Origin of the sequence: Nocardia uniformis NBRC 13702 (assembly GCF_001613345.1) — a bacterium.
Lineage (GTDB): Bacteria > Actinomycetota > Actinomycetes > Mycobacteriales > Mycobacteriaceae > Nocardia > Nocardia uniformis.
Window position 1 is genome coordinate 17,377 of record NZ_BDCE01000024.1, and the last position, 18,005, is coordinate 35,381.

An 18,005-nucleotide genomic window follows, 5' to 3' on the forward strand; every position below is an offset into this window, starting at 1 on the left:
CCCTGGCGAGCAGCCGCCTCCCCGCCTAGGGTTCGCAAGCATGAACTCTGTTGTCGGACGGCTCATGTCGACTCTGGCCAGCCAACTCGGTCACCCGAGGGGCACCCTCGGGAAGCTCGTCGCCGGGATGCTCAACCGCGGCAACCGGCCCGCGATCGCCGCCGCGGTCACGGCCGCCGAGGTCATACCGGGCGACTGTGTGGCCGATATCGGCTTCGGCGGCGGTGTCGGTCTGCCATTGCTGCTGGACCGAACCGGGACCGATGGCGTCGTCTACGGCGTCGAGATCTCCCAGGACATGCTGAACCGCGCCCGCTCCCGATTCACCGGCCCGATCGGATCGGGACGGCTGCGCCTGCTCGCGGGGTCGATGGACCAATTGCCCTTCGACACCGACAGTCTCGACGCGATTATCACCGTCAATACCATCTACTTCGTCGCCGATCTGGACCGCGCCTGCACCGAACTGGCCCGGGTCCTGCGGCCGAAAGGCCGTCTAGTCATAGGCATCGGCGACCCCGAAGCCATGGCGAAGATGCCGTTCACCTCCCACGGCTTCACCCTGCGCCCGGTATCGGACGTCCTGGCGGCCTTGCGGAACTCCGGCTTCACCGTCGAAGACAAGCCGCTGCGTAACGGTGCCGTCCCATTCCACCTACTGCTGGCCCGACCTACCGGCTGAGGTGGCGGCACACACTCCGTGTCGACCGCGCGAGTGCGGATGCGGGTCGCCCCGGAGTGCCGCCGCGACTCCGCGCCGCCCAGATCCGCCTGCGACGCACCCTGCGGCGCGGATGCTCAGGCCCCGGGCGATGTGCGGGCGACGATCCAGGAACGCCAGCGAGCCAGGAACGCCTCGCGCGGGATGCCCAGGGTGTCACGGACAACGGTGTTCACGGCCGCGGTGTCCCTGGGGCCGGTGGCCAGGGCGCGGTAGAGGTTCACCAGTGCGGGTTCACCGAATTCGTCGGCAATGAAAGCGCAGGCGGACCACGACTGTTCGTAGGCGAGGGCGGCTTCGCCGCTGGTGGGTGCGAAGAGGTCGTCGGCGGGGAGGTCGCGCGGGAGATCGGTGGCGCGGGCACGGGCGGTGAGGGTCGGCGCGATCTCGGTGGCGGGGCGGTGACCCGCACGGTGCGCCGCGTATTCGGCGAAGCCCTCGAGCATCCACTGCGGTGAGCCGTCGACGGTGGCGGCGCGGGTGGCGATATGGGTGAGTTCGTGGCGCAGGACCGCACGCAGTCCGTCCGGGCCGAGGCGGCGGCCGGCTTCCGGACCGAAGACGACGCGCTGGCCGGTCGGGCGGGCGCCGGGATGGAACGGGTCGGCCACGGTGGCGGCGGCGACCTCGGTGGGCACGTCACCGACGGCATGGGTGAGGCTGGCGAATTCCGAGGGGCTGGAAGCGATTACGACCACCGGGCGCTGCGACCAATCCGATCCCCACAGCGCGGTGACCGCGGCGGTGGCGGCGGCGAGCTCGCCCGCCAGCACCTCGATATCGGCGCGATACGCGTTATGCCCCAGGACGATTCCGGCGCGACCGGTGCCGGTACCGATCGTTTCGGTGATCACTTCCCCATAGGACTCCATGGATCGCAGCAGCCCGGGCAGCTGCGGATCGTCGATCACACCGGCCTGCGGTGCGGATGCGGCGGGCGCCACGGCCCGCAGCTTCGGCACCGCCGAGGTGGGCAGCATGATCAGTGCGCAGCAGGCCGCGGTCAGGGCGGTCACCACGGTGGCGACGGTAATGACGAACTGGAAGCGCCGACGTGTACCGAGCCAGCCTCGAACCTGCCGCAGTGCGCTCATTCCCGCCTCGTCGTCAGTCGCGTCGTGGTCGTCAGTAGCGTCGTGCCGAATGGAACGGTGTCGATCCCATCGGCGATACCGCGACCGGTACCCCGAAGGTGGAGGCGTGCAGCATCAGGCCGTTGCCCGCGTAGATGCCCACATGTGAGACCTCAGGGTAGAAGAACACCACATCACCGGGCTGCAGATCACTCTCGGCGACGGGCGTGCCGAAGTTGGATTGCTGCTGACTGGTGCGCGGCACGGTCATGCCGACCTGTTTGAACGCCCACTGCACCAGACCGGAGCAGTCGAATTTGTCGGGTCCGATGGCACCCCAGACGTACGGGTCGCCGACCCGGGTCATACCGGCGGCCAGGGCACTGGTGCCACTGCCGGGTACCAGGCCGCGCAGGAGGGTGTCGCGGTCGAAGCCGGGTGGGAACATCGATCCGGCGAGCGCGGATTTATCGCTGGCCGACAGCTGCCCCCATGCCGCGATCACCTGTGCCATGGAGCCTTGCAGTTCGGATCGCTTCTGCTCCAGGTCGTTTCGCACGGCGTCGGCCTGGGTGCGGGCGTCGCGGGCCGCGTCGGCGGCGGCGCGGGCGGAGGATTCGGCGGCGGTGGCCGCGTCGCTCACCTTCTTGTATTCACTGAGTTGGTCATTGGTGCGGCTGCCGACCAGGGCGAGCGTGGACATCTGGTCGAGGAGCTGCTGCGGCGAATTACTGGCCAGCAGCGCGGTGAGCCGGTTGGCGCGGCCGCCGGTGTAGGCGGCGGTGGCGGCGCGGTCGATGACCGGCTGATACTTCTTGATCTCGGCGCGCGCGGCGTCGAGGGTCTCGGCCGCGGCGGCGGCCACGGTATCGGCGGCCTGCGCGGCGGTGACCTTGGCGTCGAGGTCCTCCTGCGCGGTGAGCGCCGCCTGGTTGAGCTGCTCGGATTCCCGGGAGAGGTCGACGAGCCGCTGGACGGCTTCACCGGCCGTGGCGGGTATCGCGACCGGATCGGCCGTGGCCGGTCCGACACCGTAACTTCCGATGACTATGACGCCCATCGCCAGGGCACCACCTACGAGTCGTTTCGTTCGATGTGTGCGCTGATGCTGCGTTGCCACCGTCGGCGTTTCCCTGTCTCTTACCCCGGGCCGAAAAGAAAGGTCTCGATAAGGTTACGAAACGGTGGCCGTGTATGTCCAGCAGGACACGAATGCATCACGGCCACCGTAGGTTTCGCAGGTCAGATTCGAGTGGCTCCGGCGAAGGGCATCGAGGAGATGGGCGCGACCTTGACCGGCTGACCCGAAGTCGAGGCGTGCACGACCTCGCCGTTGCCGACGTAGATGCCCGAGTGGCCGCCGCCGTAGAACGACACCACATCGCCGGGCCGCAGGGCATCGGCCGAGACCGGGGTACCGGCATTGATCTGCTGGTAGCTGGTGCGCGGCAGGCTGACACCGGCCTGCGCGTAGGACCACTGGACCAGGCCGGAGCAGTCGAAGGCGTTCGGGCCGGCCGCGCCGTACACGTATGGGGTACCGACCTTGCTCAGGGCCGCGTCCACCGCGAGGTCGCCGGCGGTCTTCTGCGGGGCGACGAACGGGGCGGGGGCGCCCGGCGCCTCGACGCCCGGGATCGGCGGGATCTGAATCGGGAGGGATTCGGGAACGCCGGGGATGCCCGCGGGGAGCTGAACCTGATCCGGGACCTCGAAGGTGCCGACACCCGGGATGGTGACCGGCTGAGCCTGAGCAGGCGTGGCGGGCAGCAGCAGCGCGCTCAGCGTGGCAGCGCCCACGGCGCTGGCCACGACGGCCCGCTGCGCGCCGCGCTGCATGCCCCGGACCTGTCGCTTGACGTTGTTCGCCATGATGAGGACTTCCAATCTGCCCCGCGACGCCGCACCAGGTTGGTGGGTCGGACTCCGCGAGGTCTCAGGAAGATTACGAGCAGATAACGGTGGTTTGTAAACCCGGAGTAGTACCCGGAGTAGTCCAAATTGTTGACAGCCGGTATTTCGCTGCGACAAACGTCACAGCAATCACGAAACAATAACGACGGCCATTTCGCCGGGAGCGTCACGGCGGCTACCAGTCGGTAACAAGCAGGCATCCGGAGCCTGAACCACCTCGGTCGATACGGCATTTCCCCAGGTCGAGCACGTAGCGCCCGACCTGGACACGCCCGACCGCGCGGTCAACGACCGCAAGGGGGGTGACAGCTCGACAGCACGCGCCGGGCAGCGCGACGAACCATCCGGTCACCCCGCTCGAATTGATACCGTTCAACAATTACTGTGACCCTGGTAACAAAGAGGCATATTCTCGCAATTCGGGGCCCTCATCTCGAGAATCTCGAGTAGATAAACGGACATTTCACGCTGCGAATCTCAGGGTTTACCCGCAGTGGCACCCTGGCGCACGGGAAAACCGCAGGTGGCCGTATCCGGGCGCGGACCGGGCGCGCTGCGAAACCCTGAGAGACCATTCCCTGTCGTACCCTCGGCCTACGCTTGCTGGCCGTGCCCGACCAGCTGGCCTTCGATGAGCTCGATACCCCGCTCTATGACACAACTTTCGTGGTCGTGGACCTGGAGACCACCGGAACCAGCCCGGACGGCGACGCCATTACCGAGATCGGCGCGGTGAAGGTGCGCGGCGGTGAGGTGCTGGGGGAATTCGCCACCCTGGTGAACCCGGGCTGCGCGATACCGCCGCAGATCGTGCAGATCACCGGCATCACCACCGCCATGGTGTACGACGCGCCCCGGATCGACTCGGTACTGCCCGGTTTCCTGGAATTCGCCTCGGGCGCGGTACTGGTCGCACACAACGCGCGATTCGATATGGGATTCCTGCGGGCCGCCGCGACGCGCCTGGAGATCACCTGGCCCGCGGCACAGGTGCTGTGCACCGTGCAGTTGGCGCGGCGCATTCTGGGCCGCGACGAGGCGCCCTCGGTGAAGCTGTCGGTGCTGGCGCAATTGCTGGGCGCGCAGACACAGCCGACGCACCGCGCGCTCGATGACGCCCGCGCCACCGTGGATGTCCTGCACGCGCTCATCGGCCGGGTCGGCAACCTCGGCGTGCACAGCCTCACCGAGCTGGCCGACTATCTGCCGGAGATGACGCGCAGGCACCGCGCCAAACGCGTGCTGGCGGTGGATTTTCCGGCGCTGCCGGGCGTCTATCTGTTCCGCGGTCCGTCGGACGAAGTCCTCTATATAGGGACGGCGGTGAATCTGCGCCGCCGCGTGCGTGGCTACTTCACCAGCTCGGAGACCCGGCCGCGCATGCGCGAAATGGTGCAACTGGCAACGCGAGTCGATCACGTGGTGTGCGCGCACGGTCTCGAGGCGGGTGTGCGGGAACTGCGGCTGCTGATGGCGCACGCACCGCCGTACAACCGGCGCTCGAAGTTCCCTCAGCGCGCCTGGTGGCTCACGCTCACCGAGGAGCCGTTCCCCCGTTTCGCGGTCACACGAACCCCCACTCGATACACCCTGGGCCCCTTCACATCCCGCGCCGATGCGACGGAAGTGGGGATGACCATCGCCGAGTACACCGGCCTGCGCACCTGCACCACGCGCATCCCGCGTGACGGCCGACACGATTGCCCACCGGCGGTGGTCGGTGGTTGCCCCGCGAGCACCCAAAACGCACCCCTTTATATAAAGGAATACGAACGAGCCCCCGAGGCGGTCCGCGCACTCTTGTCCGGACACTGCGACGAGCCCCTGCACGTCATTCGGGAGAGAATCGAAACCTATTCCACCGCAGAGACTTTCGAGTCAGCCGCGCGCCTCCGTGATCGCACGATCGCGGTCCTGCGCGCCCTCCGCCGCACCCAGCGCCTCGCCGCGCTCGCCCGCATCCCCGAATTGATTGCCGCCCGCCCCGACGGCGCCGGTGGCTGGGAGTTCGTAATCATCCGCCACGCCCGCCTCGCCGCTGCGGGCACCACCGCCCGCGGCGTAGCCCCGATGCCCGTGGTCGAGCACCTCGTCGCATCCGCCGAAACAGTTATCCCCGCCCGCCTCACCGTCCCTGCCCAGCCGACCGAGCCAGGAGCGGCCGACGACGAGAGCACGTATCCCCCACTGCGAGGCGCACTCCCAGAAGAGGCGGCCCTCCTCGTCCGCTGGCTCGAACAACCCGGCACCCGCATCGTCCGCACCTCCGACGGCTACCACGAACCCCGCCACGGCGCTGGCGCCTGGCTGCCCTGGCTGGAACGCGCCGAAGCCGCCGCGTACAGCGATCGAGAGAACGCCGCGAGCTGATCAGTCTCGACTGGGGCGGCGACGATTCGTCACCCCAGCCGCTGCACGGTCAGTTCGGCGAACCGCTGGATCATGGCGCAGGATGCGCGCTGCGTGCCGATTCCGCGATAGGCCCACTCGAAGAAGTCGTCGCCCAGCCCCACTGCAAGGACGCATACCTCATGGGCGTCACCATCGGGACTGTAGGACAGGAAGCCGGAATGTCCCGCTATCTCAACGGATTCGAGTTCCCGCCCCCAGAGCACCTCCCAGGCTCGCTCGCGGTCGATCGGACTGCCCCGGTACGACGCGAACGTCACATCCGTCTCGATCCCGGTATAGAACCATCGGCAGGTCACCGAGTTACGGAAGACCATGGTCGGATCGGAAAGGCCGGTCACCGAATGTATTTCGTCGTCGGACACATATCCGCACTCGCCGACGAACGTGCCGAGCTCGGCGACTCGCACCGGCCCCGACGGCACATCGGCGGAGGGCCGCGAATCCGCAGTGGTCCCACACGCCGATACCGCGAGCGCGCATGCCGAGACAACGAATAGACCGAACCCCCGCATAACCTGATCGTACCGACGCGAACTGGGCTCCGACGTGGTTGCGAGAGTGCTCTGCACATCCCGGATTCGGCAATTGCCCTCGGCAGACACGAATCTGCCTTCCGACAGCCGGCCTCGGCACACACGAGTGACTCGGCCCCGCCGATTCGCGCGGAGCCGATGAGGCCACCGCTGCGTAGATCGTCATGGGCCTTGGCGACGGGGCGTCCGTGGCTGGAGGGCCGACGACGGGGCGACTGGAGCCGGACGGCCGGAGAGCCGGAGAGATCCTCTCCGGCAAGTACCGCGACGGTGTGGCGCAGGCCTCGCCGCGACCGGAGCGCCGCGCGAGCCCATCCGCGGCAAGCCCCCACCCCGGGCGCAGCGGGTCGGGCGGGATCGGGGTCGCACCCGTCGTTCGCGCACAGGCGCAGCGTCGGGACCGGCTGATCAAATAGAGTGGCGTCATGATTACCGCGATCGTGCTGATCCATGCCGAGGCCGCCCGCATTCCCGAGACCGCGCAGGCGCTGGCCGATATCGATGGTGTGGCCGAGGTGTATTCGTGCGCGGGTGATGTGGATCTGATCGCGATCGTGCGGGTGCGCGATCATGAGCAGATCGCGGATGTGGTGACCGGGCGGGTCAATAAGACGCCGGGGGTCATTCGCACCGATACCCATATCGCCTTCAAGTCGTATGCGCGCGCCGACGTGGAGGCCGGGTTCTCGATCGGGGAGGAATAACCGCCTCCCGGACCGCACCCCGCGCGGGCTCCGGGTACGCCGCTAACCTGCCGCTTGCCCTCGGTCACGCACGCGGCAACCCAGGGTGGTGAGGGCGGCGAGCGCCATCGGGGCCGCGACGATGACCACCGCGGCGAACAGTCCGGGCCTGGCCAGCGCTTGTCGTCGCATGCCGATCTCCTCGCTCGAGCGCACCGCGAATCGCCCCGCACCGCTCCATCAGGGAGAACCGCCTGACCAACCACCGAAAACTGTAGCGTGGCGACCGGTCGGGCCCCTGGTAGCAACACACCCGCCACATGGCCCCGTCATTTGCCACAGCTCCCCGTCATGCCGGCGTACTTGTGGCCGGAATCCACCGCAGGCAGCTCGGGTGCCACGGGTGTGGATCCCGGCCAAATAACGCGCCGGGATGACGAGGTGCCCTCGCCGGGCTCACGAAGAACCCGTCGGGCGGAAGTCGTTCAGTCCGAACCGAGTTCGTTGGTGAGCGCGGCCCAGCGGTCCAGCAGTGCGGCCGCCGCGCCGGAGTCGACGGCGGTGGCGACGCGCTTCAGCGCGAGACCCAACCGCTCGTGCAGGTCGATATCGATACCGTCGAGTTCGAAGGCGACAATGGCGGCGGCGGAGTTCAGCAGTACCGCGTCGCGGACCGGACCGGGTTCGCCCGCGAACATATTGCGGGCGATAGCGGCGTTGGTGGCGGCGTCGCCGCCCTTCAGAGCGTCGGCGCTGACCCGGGGAATGCCGAGTTCGAGCGGGTCGATGGTGCTCTCGCGGCGGTTACCGCCCGCGACCACCCAGACATCGGTGGTGTCGGTCGTAGTGATCTCGTCGAGCCCGTCATTGCCGCGAACCACCAGCGCCGACGCACCGCGCTCGGTGAAAACGCCCGAGTAGGTCGGCAGCAGGTCGGCGAAGGCGCAGCCGATGAGTCCGGCGCGCGGCTGGGCCGGATTGGTGAGCGGCCCGAGCACATTGAAGACGGTCGGGATACCGATCTCACTGCGCGCGGGCCCGGCGAAGCGCAGCGCGGGATGGAACATGGGCGCGAAGCAGAAGCCGATGCCGACCTCGCGGACACAGCGGCCCACCGCGTCGGGTCCGAGCGCGATCTTCACCCCCAGGGCCTCGAGTACATCCGCGCCGCCGGATTTGGAGGAGGCGGCCCGGTTACCGTGCTTGACCACCGGAACTCCGCTGGCCGCCACCACGATCGAGGACATGGTGGAAATATTGACGCTGCCGGAGCGATCCCCGCCGGTGCCGACGATATCGACGGCCCCGAAATCGAGGTCGACGCGGCGCGCGTGGCCCAGCATGCCCGAGGCGAGGCCGGTGAGCTCGGACAGCGACGGCCCCTTCATCTTCATCGCCACGCCGAATGCCGCGATCTGCGCGGAGGTGGCGTTATCGGTGAAGATCTCGTTCATCGCCCACGCGGCCTCATCGGTGGAAAGGTCACGTCCCTCGGTGAGGGTGGCGAGGATGTCCCTCCAACTGCGCGCGCTCATGCTCTTCTCTCCCACGATGGTTCGGGCACACCAGTGCTTGACAGCAGCCTAGTGGGCTGCGCGAACGTTTTTCGCCCCACGGGGCCGTCCCCGTCATTCCGGCGCGTTGTTGGCCGGGATGACGAACGGGTCAGCGACCCGGGACGACAAACGGGTCAGTTCAGTCCCCGGCACGACGAGGGGGTCAGTGCGGCGGTTGCAGGGCGCGCCAGCCCAGCGCATCCCCTTCGTGCCGCTGCGCGAGCCCGGCCATCCGGGATCTTTCCTGTGCGCAGTGCAGCGCGTCCAGGATTTGTACCCGCTGCACAATCAGGTCGAGCGGTTCGCCGTCCCCGACTGCCTGCACCGTGTACCCCTCCTGCGCGACAATCGCCCGCACCGCCTCCACCTGCGCGGCGGGCAGGCGCAGTACATGCCGGAGCACCACCGGCTGCTCCGCCACCCATTCGGTCGCCCGCCCCAGCGCCCTCGAACACGCTTCGGTGTCATCGAAACTCGACGCCACCTCCACCAGGTCCGCGCGCATGGGATCCAGCGCCGGTGCGCCGTCGCGCCGGAACAGTCGCCGCCACCACGAGTTCGACGCCATCTTGTCCTCTTTCTTTCCCACCGGACCTTCGATTTCCCACCGTATTCGCTCTTGCCGATTTCTCAGGCGCGTGCTCTACCTTGGCTCCTGTACCCGTCCCCGGCCGCCTCCAGGGCGCAAAAGCCCTGCTCGGGAGACACGCCGAGCGACCGACGAGAGGCCCTCTCGCGCTGGGGTTTCCGACACGAATCTCCAACTTTCGTACCCGGCTACACCTGTCGTACTACGAAGAGTCATACTTACCGGCGTGACGACCGCAGTAGGGACCCCAGGATCGGCCATTACCCAGCGTGTGCATTCGCTGAACCGGCCCAACATGGTGAGCGTCGGTACCATCATCTGGCTGTCGAGCGAGCTGATGTTCTTCGCTGGCTTGTTCGCCATGTACTTCGTTGCTCGCGCGCAGGCGAACCCCGATCTGGGGTGGCCGATGGCGCCGACCCACCTGAACATGAGCCTCGCTGTGCCCGTGACCGCGGTGCTGGTCGCATCCTCCTTTACCTGCCAGATGGGTGTTTTCGCGGCGGAGAAGGGTGATGTTTTCGGGCTGCGGCGCTGGTACACCATCACCCTGATCATGGGCACGTTCTTCGTGCTCGGCCAGGGCTACGAGTACTACAGCCTCGTGCAGGAGGGCACCTCGATCTCCAGCAGCGTGTACGGCTCGGTGTTCTACATCACCACCGGCTTCCACGGTCTGCACGTCATCGGCGGTTTGATCGCCTTCGTATTCCTGCTGGTGCGTACGACGCTCAGCAAGTTCACTCCGGCGCAGGCGACCGCCGCGATCGTCGTGTCCTATTACTGGCACTTCGTCGACATCGTCTGGATCGGCTTGTTCGCCGTTATCTACTTCGTCCGCTAATCGGACAGCCGCAATCAGCTTTCGCACAGTCGGTTCCGTCTACTCCAAAGGGACACAGATGAGTTCATCTCCCCCGTCAGCGCCAGATCCCAGCGGCCCCGGGATCGGCGAGGCCACCAAGATCCGTAAGCAGCGACGTAACAAGCGGCGCTTCGCGGGTGCTCTGGTACTTCTGATGGGCCTCGTCGGGGCCGGATTCGCGGCGTCGGCGCTGACCCCGGACGCGCAGGTCGCGACCGCGCAAGAGGACCAGTCCGCGCTCCTGCGCGAGGGTAAGCAGCTCTACGACACCTCCTGTGTCACCTGCCACGGCGTCAACCTGCAGGGTGTACAGGATCGCGGCCCGAGCCTCATCGGCGTCGGCGAGGCCGCGGTGTACTTCCAGGTGTCCTCCGGTCGTATGCCCGCTGCCCGCAATGAGGCGCAGATCGAGCGCAAGCCCGCGAAGTTCGATGCCCGGCAGACCGATGCCATGGGCGCGTACATCGCTTCGAAGGGTGGCGGCCCCACCGTGGTGCGCGACGCCAATGGCGAGATCGCGCAGGAATCCCTCATCGAGGGTGGGGATCTGGGCCGTGGCGGCGAGCTGTTCCGCATGAACTGCGCGTCCTGCCACAACTTCACCGGTAAGGGTGGTGCGCTGTCGTCCGGTAAGTACGCGCCGCCGCTGGAACCTGCCAGTGAGCAGCAGATCTACACGGCCATGCTGACCGGCCCGCAGAATATGCCGAAGTTCTCCGACCGGCAGCTGACGCCGGAGGAGAAGCGCGACATCGTCGCCTACGTCAAGGATGCCACCGAGACCACCTCCTTCGGTGGTTACGGTCTGGGCGGTTTCGGTCCCGCCACCGAGATGGTCGCCGCGTGGATCATCGGCATCGTCGCACTGGTCGGTTCGGCCATGTGGATCGGATCGCGATCATGAGCGCGTCAGGCCCGGAGACGGCAGCGCAGCGTAACCACGGAGGGCCCGCGCACATGATCAATTGGACACAGTCATGAGTGAACAGGAGCACAAAGGCATGGCGGGCACCCCCGCTGAGGAGAACCTCACCGAGGAACAGCTCGACGCGATGTCGCGTGATGAGCTGGTCGAGCTCGGCACCAAGCTCGACGGTGTCGATGTCGCCTACCGCGCGCCGCGTTGGCCGGTGCCGGGCACCCGCGCCGAGAAGCGAGCCGAGCGTCAGGTGGCGCTGTGGTTCGGGATCTCCGCGCTGTCCGCGCTCGCGCTGATCGGTGTGTTCCTCTTCTGGCCGTGGACCTACAAGTCCCGCAATGAAGAGGGCAATGCGGTTTTCAACCTGTATACCCCGCTGGTCGGTCTGACCCTGGGTATCTCGGTGCTGGCCATCGGCGTCGCGGTGGTGCTGATCCGCAAGAAGTTCATTCCGGCCGAGATCTCCATCCAGGACCGCCACGACGGCATGTCCTCGGAGACCAACCGCCGCACCCTGGTCGCCGAGCTGCAGGACGCGCTGGACACCTCCACGCTGGCCCGCCGCAAGATGATCACCCGGACCGCTGGTCTGGGCGCGGGTCTGCTGGGCGTCGGCGCGCTGTTCGTCTTCGTCGGCGGCATGGTGAAGAACCCGTGGGCCAAGGGCGACAAGTCGCCGCTGTGGGTGTCGGGTTGGACCCCGGATTACGAGGGCCAGACCATCTACCTGCGCCGTGACACCGGTCGCCCGGACGACATCGTGCTGGTACGTCCGGAGGATATGGACGCGGGCTCCATGGAGACCGTCTTCCCGTGGAAGGAAGAGTGGCGTGGTGATCACCACGCGACCTTCCAGTCGCTGCGCGGTATCCGTAACTCCGTCATGCTGATTCGCCTGCGCACCGAGGACGCCGAGAAGGCGATCAAGCGCAAGGGCCAGGAGAGCTTCAACTACGGCGACTACTTCGCCTACTCGAAGATCTGCACCCACCTGGGCTGCCCGACGTCGCTGTTCGAGCAGCAGACCAACCGGATCCTCTGCCCCTGCCACCAGTCGCAGTTCCTGGCGACCGAATGGGGTAAGCCGATCTTCGGTCCCGCCGCCCGCGCGCTGCCGCAGCTGCCGATCACCGTCAACTCCGAGGGCTACCTGGTCGCCGCACACGACTTCATCGAGCCCCTCGGACCGGCCTTCTGGGAGCGTCGTTCATGAGTCCTAGCAAAGCGGCCGCACAGGCCAACGAGATCGACGAGCGGTATCACGCCGCCGCGTTCCTGAAGCGGTCCATCAATAAGGTCTTCCCGACGCACTGGTCGTTCCTGCTCGGTGAGATCGCGCTGTACTGCTTCATTATTCTGCTGCTGTCGGGTGTGTACCTGACGCTGTACTTCGATCCGTCCATGGCGGAGACCGTCTACAACGGCTCCTACCAGCCGCTGCGCGGTGTGACGATGTCGAAGGCGTACGAGACGGCGCTGAACATCTCCTTCGAGGTGCGCGGTGGTCTGTTCGTCCGCCAGGTGCACCACTGGGCGGCGCTGCTGTTCGCGGCGTCGATCATCATTCACCTGTTCCGCATCTTCTTCACCGGCGCGTTCCGCAAGCCGCGTGAGGCGAACTGGGTGATCGGCTCGCTGCTGCTCATCCTGGCCATGTTCGAGGGCTTCTTCGGTTACTCGCTGCCCGACGACCTGCTGTCGGGTACCGGTCTGCGGGCGGCGTTCGGTGGTATCACCATGGGTATTCCGGTGGCCGGTACCTGGATGCACTGGCTGATATTCGGCGGTGACTTCCCGGGCACGATTATCATTCCGCGCCTCTATATCGCGCACGTCCTGCTGTTGCCGGGCATCATGCTGGCGCTCATCGCGGCGCACGTGGCGATTGTCTGGTACCAGAAGCACACCCAGTTCCCCGGCCCCGGCCGTAAGGAAACCAACGTCGTCGGTGCGCGCATCGTGCCGGTGTTCGCCGCCGATCAGGGCGCGTTCTTCGCCTTCACCCTCGGCATCATCGCCATCATGGGTGGCGTCCTGCAGATCAACCCGATCTGGAACCTGGGTCCCTACAACCCGTCTCAGGTCTCCGCGGGTTCGCAGCCGGACTTCTACATGATGTGGACCGACGGTATGGCGCGCCTGATGCCGGCGTGGGAGCTCTACCTGGGCCCCTACACGGTTCCGGCGGTGTTCTGGGTCGCGCTGGTCATGGGCTTGGTGTTCACCGTGCTGATCGCCTACCCGTGGATCGAGAAGCGTCTCACCGGCGATACCGCTCGCCACAACCTGCTGCAGCGTCCGCGCGATGTGCCGGTTCGTACCGCGATCGGCGCCATGGCCATCACGTTCTACGTGGTGTTGACCCTGTCCTGCGTGAACGACATCATCGCGCTGCAGTTCGACATCTCGCTGAACGCGACGACCTGGATGGGTCGTATCGGCCTGCTGCTGGGCCCGCCGCTGGCGTACTTCGTGACCTACCGCTTCTGTATCGGTCTGCAGCGCAGCGATCGCGCGGTGCTGGAGCACGGTGTGGAGACCGGTGTCATCAAGCGCCTGCCGCATGGTGAGTACATCGAGATCCACCAGCCGCTGGGCCCGGTGGACTCGCACGGTCACCCGATTCCGCTGGAGTACCAGGGCGCACCGGTGCCGAAGAAGATGGTGAAGCTGGGTTCGGCGGGTAAGCCGGGCTCGGGTTCCTTCCTCTTCCCCGATACCCCCGCCGAGGTGGAGCAGAACGCCGCCATCGCGCACGAGGAAGAGCACACCATGCTGGCCGCCCTGGAAAGCCACCAGGACACCTCCAGCAATGGCAAGCACAGCGAGCACTGAGTTCGCTTCAGTCGCTGAGAAGTACGGGAAGGCCCCGAGTCGATATCGACTCGGGGCCTTCCCCTTTGTCGATGCGGCACAGCCCCGTCGCCCGTCAATGCCGGTACCACCCCGTCACCCCGGCATGCCCCGGCACAACCTCGATGGCTGGGGTCATCGCGGCGCTCGTGGGGTGACGACATGGCGTGGGTCCACCGGGGCGGATTCCGCCTTCATGGCGTTCAGTGGCCCTTCCAGCATGCGGCGTTGACGCAATGCGATGTGCTGGTCACTGCCGAGTGATCCCCGGCGGCGCAGCCGTTCTCGGACCACCGCGATCCGTCGGAGCGTGAAGACGGCCGGATGATTGCGTGGTGGGATGCCGTCGGGATCGAAGAAGTCGCCCACGATTCCCGCCGACCCGCCCCATACGATCCGGGACAGCACGGGGCGCAGTACGGGTGCGCTGATACCCCACAGCGCTTGCGGCAGTACGCGTTCCGGGCGCAGTCCGCCGGTCAGCAGGGCCTTGGTGAGCACCTCGGTGTCCTCGTCCGGCGGCGCGAAGATCATATCGGTCGCGTAGGCGATATCGGTGGCGTCGGAGATGGAGTGCGGGAGCAGTTCCTCGGGAACGCCCATGAGGTAGCCGATCCAGTACCAGAGCTGCCGTACCGCCTCGGTTTCCTTCTCCCCCAGTCGCATATCGAGCAGATCGTGCATCGTTAGCGGCAGCAGCAGGAAGCCGTGAATGGTCGCCGCCATACCTGTGGTGTGGATGGGTTCGCCCCAGGTCGGATTCCACCGACCGCACGTGCGCAGGTGACGGCGGACCATGGCATGGACGAATCGGATTCGGATGGTGGCGTCGAAGCCCGCCCCTCCGGGTACCAGCGCTCCGGGTTCGGTGGCGGCCAGCACCCAGCGTGAGGTCTCCTCGTAACGCTTCGCGGCCATCTTCTCCGACCGCGAGTTCATGGCCTGCGGCTTGTTGAGATCGCCGTAGGCGTAGGCGCTGAGTAGGGTGCCGCCCACGCCGATGATGACGGCGGGCGCGAATCGCCACCATAGCTGCGCACCCCAGCGCACCTGCTCCGCGTCGAACCAGTCCGGCGGATTCAGCGAGGGCGTCAATAGTTTCCGCAATGAGTCCGGAGCACCTGGCAGGTCCGGATTCCGGGTGCGTAGCGCCTCGCCGAGCAGCCGCCACCCCGCTCCGCGGCCCAGTGTGGTGAAATCCGCTACGGCGGCATCGATATCCGTATCGGTACGGAACAGTCCGGCGACGACACGGTCGACCACATGGTCGGGGAACCTCCGCCGCGCATTGCCGATACGTTCGGCCCGCTCCGCATCTATGGGAATCAGCTGCTGATTCATCTCGTCCACTCTCATCGAAGTCCTGTCTTCGACGTTATCGAGCGGTTTTTCGCCGAGTAAGCCGCCAATCGGCCCGGTACTTGCTACTTTCCGCCATATGGCGAATTCGGCTCGCCCACCGCGGTGGGAGGTACCGCGGCCAGCGGCGTCGACGCGGTATCTCCTCGATACCGCACGCGACCACGACATTCCCGATGAGGTCTGCCTGGATGGCACCGGCCTGCGCGCCGGCGAGCTCGATGATCCGCTGGCGGTGGTGCTACCCGAGCAGGAGTTGCGGGTTATTCGCAATCTCCTGGCCCAGGGCGGCGATCCGCGTGACCTCGGCGTCGAGACCGGACTGCGGTACTCGCTCACCAGCACCGGACTGCTGGGTTACGCCCTGCTGTCGAGTGCCACCCTGCGCGATGCCATCGAAGTGCTGTCCAGGTTCGCAGTGCTGCTATCCGTGTACTTCGAGGTCACCTATACCGAGACGAGTGCGGGCATCGTGGTGGAGGTGCACGACGGCGATGTGCCGGCCGATGTGCGCCCCTTCCTGCTGGCCCGCGATATGGTCGCTGGATACCGCGTTGCGTCGCTCCTGCTGTCCTCCACTGTGATGGAGCTGATCGCGGGAATGGATCGGCCGATTCCCTTGCAGTTCCGGGGTTTTCGCCCCGGCGATTCCGAGATGGCGGATGTGGCGAAGTGGGCGGCGGCCGCGCGCGCCTTGGTCGCCCCGTTCGGTCTGACCCTGGACATCGAATTCCACGCTCCCCGCGACGCTTTCACCATTCCGCACGAAATTCTCGATCAGGCCATGCCCGCCCCGACCCGTTCACGACGGCCCTGGTTCTGCAACAGTGCGAGGAACTTCTCGACCAACGCTCCCGCTTCACCGGTATGGCGGCGCGGGTCCGACATCTCCTGGTGCGCGCCCCGGCGCATATGCCTTCCATGGCAGCCGCCGCGCGGGCCCTCGATATCTCCGAACGCACCCTGCACCGGCGACTGGCCGACGAGCACACCACCTTTCGCGCCATTGTCAACGAGGTCCGGGAAACCCTGGCCGTCGAACTGCTCGCCGAGGGCCTCACGGTCGAAACGGTGGCCCGCCACCTGGGCTACGCCGATGCCGCCGCCTTCACCCACGCCTACCGCCGCTGGCGCGGAAAACCCCCTGGGCGGTCGATAGATCGAGCTGCCTACTGACAGTGTGGTTACGATATCGCCGACCACTTCGGCTACGCCGACAGCACCTTCAACCTCGGTAGTTGTCCGATTCCGCCATCGAGTCCTGATTTCCGCCAATCGCGTACCCGATGGCAGTTCTCGGGTGATCATTGAATCGAAAATGTGAACCGCCGTGTCGTCACATTCCGTGACTAAGGGGTTGCCGCAATGCTCGAGCATCTGATTCCCACCGTTCCCGCTCTTCGCCGCGCCGCCCGCGTCGCGGCACGTCTCATGGTCACCGGGGCGGCCGTCACCGCCATAGCCGTGGCCGCGACCCCCGCATTCGCCGACCCGGCTCCCGCCGTCTCCCCCCATCCGGCTCCCGAGCTCACGAGAGATGTACTCGCGGCCATCGATTCGGTCACCACGCTGCAATTGCCGGGACTGGAGCTGCCGGCGCTGTTCAGCCCGAATACCGCCATCGTGGTGCTCGGTTACGGCCTGCTGCCCGATGGTGAGATGCGCCCGGAACTGATCAACCGGCTCCATGCCGGGTATGTGTCGGCCCTGCTCTCCCCCGCCGCCCCGGTCATCGTCACCGGCGGCAATCCACAGAACGGGGTCTCCGAGGCGGCGGCCATGGCGGACTGGCTGATCGCGCGCGGGATCGCGGCGCATCGCATTTACGCTGAGACACAGGCGAATTCGACGGTGCAGAACGCCGCGTTCTCGGCCAGACTAATGGCGGCCATCAACGCGCACGCCGCCATCCTGATTACCTCCGCCGACCACATCGGACGCGCGCTGAGCAATTTCCAGGCGGCCGGTATCTCGGTGGTCGCCACCATGACCCCGGATGACACCCCGCTGTCGGCGGAGCCGTTCGGTCCGGGTGCGTAGGCGTCAAACCAAATAGCGGGCAATGGATTCGGCCACGCAGGCCGGCCGCCCCGCACCCTCCAGTTCGAGAGTGACGGTGCGTTCGGCCTGCACGCCGCCCGGGATATCGCGCACCGCCTCGAGGGTGATCCGGGCGCGCAACCGTCCACCGGCCGGTACCGGGGTAATGAACCGAACCTTGTTGAGCCCGTAGTTGATCGCGGCGCTCGCACAGCTCACGGTCATCACCTGCTGGCTGAGCGGCACCAGGAGCGAGAGTGTGAGGAACCCGTGCGCGATGGTGGTGCCGTAGGGCCCCTCGGCCGCGCGCTCCGCGTCGACGTGAATCCACTGGTGATCACCCGTGGCATCGGCGAACGTGTCGATTCGCCGCTGGTCCACGGTGAGCCAGTCGCTCACGCCGATCTCGGTGCCCACCGCGGCGCGCAGGGCCTCGAAGTCCGCGAAGTCGGTCATGGGTTGCGCTCCTTACAGTTCCGTATCCTCGG

The 18,005-nt window shown here is 66.7% G+C and carries 18 protein-coding genes and 1 pseudogene; 10 read left to right on the forward strand and 9 right to left on the reverse strand.

From position 1 onward, the window contains the following. Positions 1-40 precede the first annotated feature (40 nt). A complete protein-coding gene (locus tag NU1_RS07495) occupies positions 41-682 on the forward strand; it encodes a class I SAM-dependent methyltransferase (RefSeq protein WP_067518758.1) in 642 nt (213 codons plus the stop codon). Positions 683-798: 116 nt separating this feature from the next. Here NU1_RS07495 and NU1_RS07500 read toward each other — a convergent pair whose 3' ends face one another. The 3 genes from NU1_RS07500 to NU1_RS07510 form a co-directional block, all read right to left on the reverse strand. Next, on the reverse strand, positions 799-1,815 hold the full coding sequence (locus tag NU1_RS07500; RefSeq protein WP_067518760.1) for a peptidase MA family metallohydrolase: 1,017 nt from the start codon (positions 1,813-1,815) through the stop codon (positions 799-801). Between the two features lie 31 nt (positions 1,816-1,846). Further along, positions 1,847-2,854, reverse strand: a complete 1,008-nt coding sequence (locus NU1_RS07505; protein ID WP_084521066.1) for an NlpC/P60 family protein — start codon at positions 2,852-2,854, stop codon at positions 1,847-1,849. Between the two features lie 182 nt (positions 2,855-3,036). Then, a complete protein-coding gene (locus NU1_RS07510) occupies positions 3,037-3,666 on the reverse strand; it encodes a C40 family peptidase (RefSeq protein ID WP_067518813.1) in 630 nt (209 codons plus the stop codon). A 651-nt stretch (positions 3,667-4,317) separates the two neighbouring features. Between NU1_RS07510 and NU1_RS07515 the strand changes: the two genes are divergently transcribed. Next, a complete protein-coding gene (locus NU1_RS07515; RefSeq protein ID WP_067518815.1) occupies positions 4,318-6,078 on the forward strand; it encodes a DEDD exonuclease domain-containing protein in 1,761 nt (586 codons plus the stop codon). A 29-nt stretch (positions 6,079-6,107) separates the two neighbouring features. Here NU1_RS07515 and NU1_RS07520 read toward each other — a convergent pair whose 3' ends face one another. After that, the gene (locus tag NU1_RS07520) at positions 6,108-6,632 is read right to left on the reverse strand and encodes a DUF3558 domain-containing protein (protein WP_067518764.1); all 525 of its coding nucleotides are present in this window, start codon (positions 6,630-6,632) and stop codon (positions 6,108-6,110) included. 446 nt (positions 6,633-7,078) lie between these two features. Here NU1_RS07520 and NU1_RS07525 point away from each other — a divergent pair, with 446 nt between their 5' ends. After that, complete coding sequence (locus tag NU1_RS07525; protein WP_067518766.1) at positions 7,079-7,357, forward strand: Lrp/AsnC family transcriptional regulator; 279 nt, start codon at positions 7,079-7,081, stop codon at positions 7,355-7,357. 42 nt (positions 7,358-7,399) lie between these two features. On the opposite strand, the gene NU1_RS43745 is transcribed toward NU1_RS07525, so the two are convergent. The 3 genes from NU1_RS43745 to NU1_RS07535 all read right to left on the reverse strand — a co-directional run bounded on the left by NU1_RS43745 (position 7,400) and on the right by NU1_RS07535 (position 9,460). Further along, positions 7,400-7,528 carry a hypothetical protein gene (locus NU1_RS43745; RefSeq protein WP_281221089.1) on the reverse strand — a complete coding sequence of 43 codons (129 nt, stop codon included), beginning with the start codon at positions 7,526-7,528 and terminating at the stop codon, positions 7,400-7,402. A gap of 293 nt (positions 7,529-7,821) precedes the next feature. Beyond that, complete coding sequence (gene trpD, locus NU1_RS07530) at positions 7,822-8,871, reverse strand: anthranilate phosphoribosyltransferase (RefSeq protein WP_067518769.1); 1,050 nt, start codon at positions 8,869-8,871, stop codon at positions 7,822-7,824. Between the two features lie 184 nt (positions 8,872-9,055). After that, on the reverse strand, positions 9,056-9,460 hold the full coding sequence (locus NU1_RS07535; protein WP_067518771.1) for a hypothetical protein: 405 nt from the start codon (positions 9,458-9,460) through the stop codon (positions 9,056-9,058). 247 nt (positions 9,461-9,707) lie between these two features. On the opposite strand from NU1_RS07535, the gene ctaE reads away from it, so the two are divergent. The 4 genes from ctaE to qcrB all read left to right on the forward strand — a co-directional run bounded on the left by ctaE (position 9,708) and on the right by qcrB (position 14,100). Further along, positions 9,708-10,325, forward strand: coding sequence for an aa3-type cytochrome oxidase subunit III (gene ctaE / locus NU1_RS07540; RefSeq protein WP_084521067.1), 618 nt, complete (start codon positions 9,708-9,710; stop codon positions 10,323-10,325). A gap of 58 nt (positions 10,326-10,383) precedes the next feature. Beyond that, positions 10,384-11,250, forward strand: coding sequence for a cytochrome bc1 complex diheme cytochrome c subunit (gene qcrC / locus NU1_RS07545; protein ID WP_084521068.1), 867 nt, complete (start codon positions 10,384-10,386; stop codon positions 11,248-11,250). A gap of 73 nt (positions 11,251-11,323) precedes the next feature. Beyond that, the gene (gene qcrA, locus NU1_RS07550; protein ID WP_245719989.1) at positions 11,324-12,478 is read left to right on the forward strand and encodes a cytochrome bc1 complex Rieske iron-sulfur subunit; all 1,155 of its coding nucleotides are present in this window, start codon (positions 11,324-11,326) and stop codon (positions 12,476-12,478) included. Next, positions 12,475-14,100 (forward strand): cytochrome bc1 complex cytochrome b subunit, encoded by a 1,626-nt coding sequence (gene qcrB, locus NU1_RS07555; RefSeq protein ID WP_067518780.1) that lies wholly within the window; start codon positions 12,475-12,477, stop codon positions 14,098-14,100. Before qcrA ends, qcrB begins: the two co-directional genes overlap by 4 nt. A 153-nt stretch (positions 14,101-14,253) precedes the next feature. Here qcrB and NU1_RS07560 read toward each other — a convergent pair whose 3' ends face one another. Next, positions 14,254-15,459, reverse strand: coding sequence for an oxygenase MpaB family protein (locus NU1_RS07560; RefSeq protein ID WP_169815012.1), 1,206 nt, complete (start codon positions 15,457-15,459; stop codon positions 14,254-14,256). Positions 15,460-15,556: 97 nt separating this feature from the next. Between NU1_RS07560 and NU1_RS44155 the strand changes: the two are divergent. The 3 genes and pseudogenes from NU1_RS44155 to NU1_RS07570 all read left to right on the forward strand — a co-directional run. Next, positions 15,557-16,042, forward strand: a pseudogene (locus NU1_RS44155) (AraC family transcriptional regulator ligand-binding domain-containing protein); the annotation flags it as partial. A gap of 356 nt (positions 16,043-16,398) precedes the next feature. Next, a complete protein-coding gene (locus NU1_RS44160) occupies positions 16,399-16,653 on the forward strand; it encodes a helix-turn-helix domain-containing protein (RefSeq protein WP_371859775.1) in 255 nt (84 codons plus the stop codon). 189 nt (positions 16,654-16,842) lie between these two features. After that, complete coding sequence (locus tag NU1_RS07570) at positions 16,843-17,517, forward strand: YdcF family protein (protein ID WP_067518784.1); 675 nt, start codon at positions 16,843-16,845, stop codon at positions 17,515-17,517. Between the two features lie 3 nt (positions 17,518-17,520). Here the strand turns inward: NU1_RS07570 and NU1_RS07575 are convergent, their stop codons facing one another. Beyond that, positions 17,521-17,973 (reverse strand): MaoC family dehydratase, encoded by a 453-nt coding sequence (locus NU1_RS07575; protein ID WP_067518785.1) that lies wholly within the window; start codon positions 17,971-17,973, stop codon positions 17,521-17,523. Positions 17,974-18,005 lie beyond the last annotated feature (32 nt).

Bases quoted from the DNA above. Each gene is read 5' to 3' on its own strand.
- NU1_RS07495 (WP_067518758.1), top strand. From the start codon at position 41: ATGAACTCTGTTGTCGGACGGCTCATGTCGACTCTGGCCAGCCAACTC.
- NU1_RS07500 (WP_067518760.1), bottom strand. From the start codon at position 1,815: ATGAGCGCACTGCGGCAGGTTCGAGGCTGGCTCGGTACACGTCGGCGC.
- NU1_RS07505 (WP_084521066.1), bottom strand. From the start codon at position 2,854: ATGGGCGTCATAGTCATCGGAAGTTACGGTGTCGGACCGGCCACGGCC.
- NU1_RS07510 (WP_067518813.1), bottom strand. From the start codon at position 3,666: ATGGCGAACAACGTCAAGCGACAGGTCCGGGGCATGCAGCGCGGCGCG.
- NU1_RS07520 (WP_067518764.1), bottom strand. From the start codon at position 6,632: ATGCGGGGGTTCGGTCTATTCGTTGTCTCGGCATGCGCGCTCGCGGTA.
- NU1_RS07525 (WP_067518766.1), top strand. From the start codon at position 7,079: ATGATTACCGCGATCGTGCTGATCCATGCCGAGGCCGCCCGCATTCCC.
- NU1_RS43745 (WP_281221089.1), bottom strand. From the start codon at position 7,528: ATGCGACGACAAGCGCTGGCCAGGCCCGGACTGTTCGCCGCGGTGGTC.
- trpD (WP_067518769.1), bottom strand. From the start codon at position 8,871: ATGAGCGCGCGCAGTTGGAGGGACATCCTCGCCACCCTCACCGAGGGA.
- NU1_RS07535 (WP_067518771.1), bottom strand. From the start codon at position 9,460: ATGGCGTCGAACTCGTGGTGGCGGCGACTGTTCCGGCGCGACGGCGCA.
- qcrC (WP_084521068.1), top strand. From the start codon at position 10,384: ATGAGTTCATCTCCCCCGTCAGCGCCAGATCCCAGCGGCCCCGGGATC.
- qcrA (WP_245719989.1), top strand. From the start codon at position 11,324: ATGAGTGAACAGGAGCACAAAGGCATGGCGGGCACCCCCGCTGAGGAG.
- qcrB (WP_067518780.1), top strand. From the start codon at position 12,475: ATGAGTCCTAGCAAAGCGGCCGCACAGGCCAACGAGATCGACGAGCGG.
- NU1_RS07560 (WP_169815012.1), bottom strand. From the start codon at position 15,459: ATGAATCAGCAGCTGATTCCCATAGATGCGGAGCGGGCCGAACGTATC.
- NU1_RS44160 (WP_371859775.1), top strand. From the start codon at position 16,399: ATGGCAGCCGCCGCGCGGGCCCTCGATATCTCCGAACGCACCCTGCAC.
- NU1_RS07570 (WP_067518784.1), top strand. From the start codon at position 16,843: ATGCTCGAGCATCTGATTCCCACCGTTCCCGCTCTTCGCCGCGCCGCC.
- NU1_RS07575 (WP_067518785.1), bottom strand. From the start codon at position 17,973: ATGACCGACTTCGCGGACTTCGAGGCCCTGCGCGCCGCGGTGGGCACC.